Origin of the sequence: Collinsella sp. SGI.180 (assembly GCF_050313455.1) — a bacterium.
Lineage (GTDB): Bacteria > Actinomycetota > Coriobacteriia > Coriobacteriales > Coriobacteriaceae > Collinsella.
Map to the genome: position 1 here is coordinate 1 of NZ_JBNPLL010000041.1, position 1587 is coordinate 1587.

The following is a 1587-nucleotide window of genomic DNA, read 5'->3' on the forward strand; positions in this document are numbered from 1 at the left end:
CCAAGCAATCCTCGTCGGCTTAGTCGGAGCGTTTGGATGCCTCGACTACCAGCTCGGCACCCTCTACGCGTTCCGCCCCATCGTCCTGTGCCCGCTCGTGGGCCTGGTGCTGGGGGACCTGCAGACTGGCCTTGCCGTTGGCGCCAGCCTGGAGTTGCTGTTCATGGGCTCGATTTCCATCGGCGCCTACGTGCCGCCTAACGAAACCGTCGGCGGCGTGCTCGCCTGCGCGTTTGCCATTCAGCTCGGTCAGGGTACCGAGACGGCCATCGCGCTCGCCATGCCTATCGCCGTCCTTGCGCTGACGATCGGCAACATTACCGATGCCTTGTTCCCTGTGTTTGTCGATATGGCAGACAAGTTCGCCCTCAAGGGAAACCTTAAAGGCATCTACGCCGTTCATTGGGGAATTGGAATCTGGGGCTGCGTCGAGTACTTCCTGCTGTGCGGCGGCGCCTTCTATTTGGGTTCCGACGCCATCCAGGGCCTGCTCGACTTCATCCCGCCCTTCATCATCGACGGTTGCGGCGTTGCCGCCAACATCCTGCCTGCCATGGGCTTCGCCATGCTCGGCCGCCTGGTGCTCACCAAGCAGCTCGTGCCCTTCTACTTCCTGGGCTTCCTGCTGTGCTCCTACGCCAACGTGCCCGTCCTGGGCGTCGCCCTGATCGCCATCATCATCGGCATCGACAAGTTCGACCTGCTCGGCCTGGGCGGAGCCCAGCCCCAGCTCTCCGCGGAAGGGGATGAGGACGATGACTTCTAGTCCCGAGAACAAGATCACGCGCTCCGACCTCGTCAAGAGCGCCGTCAACGTCGGCGCCCTGGGCATGGAGTTCTCCTGGACCTACTACAAGCAGATGAACATCGCCTTCTGCCTGATGGTCGCCAACATGCTCAAGAAGATCTACGCCGGCCGCCCCGACGACTACGCCGAGGCCCTGCACCGCCACTGCGCGTTCTTCAACATCACCGTCCAGTTCGCCCCGTTCGTCGGCGGCATCGCGATGGCCATGGAGGAGAAGGTCGCCCGCGGCGAGATCGAGCCCGAGAGCGTCAACGACGTCAAGGCCGCCCTCATGGGCCCGCTGTCCGGCATCGGCGACTCCATCTTCCTGTCGACGCTGCGCGTGGTCGCCGCCGCGGTGGGCATCAGCCTGTGCCAGGCCGGCAACCCCTTCGGCCCCATCGCCTTCCTGCTCATCTACAACGTCCCCGGCTTCGCGCTGCGCATCTGGGGCGCCGTCAAGGGCTACGAGCTGGGCGTGGGCTTCCTGGACGAGGCCCAGAGGACCGGCCTCATGCAGAAGATCATGACCTGCGTGGGCATCGTGGGCGTCATGGTCGTGGGCGCCATGTGCAAGGACATGTTCTGGGCCAGCATCCCGGTGGCCATCGGCTCGGGCGAGGACGCCCAGACCCTCCAGGACATCCTGGACGGCATCATGCCCGGCATGCTCGGCATGATCGCCTTCTGGCTGTACTACTGGCTGCTGTCCAAGAAGATCAACCCCATGGTGCTGATCGTGGCCACCATGGTCGTGGGCATCATCGGCGCGTTCTTCGGCGTGCTGGCGTAAGGGCCCG

Annotated in this window: 2 protein-coding genes; both read left to right on the forward strand. The window is 64.3% G+C overall.

From position 1 onward, the window contains the following. Window positions 1-766: PTS mannose/fructose/sorbose/N-acetylgalactosamine transporter subunit IIC (locus ACQRAP_RS08620; protein WP_427729304.1), on the forward strand; the 766-nt coding region annotated here is incomplete at its 5' end. Beyond that, window positions 747-1580, forward strand: a complete 834-nt coding sequence (locus ACQRAP_RS08625; protein ID WP_147329364.1) for a PTS system mannose/fructose/sorbose family transporter subunit IID — start codon at window positions 747-749, stop codon at window positions 1578-1580. The genes ACQRAP_RS08620 and ACQRAP_RS08625, both read left to right, overlap by 20 nt. Window positions 1581-1587 lie beyond the last annotated feature (7 nt).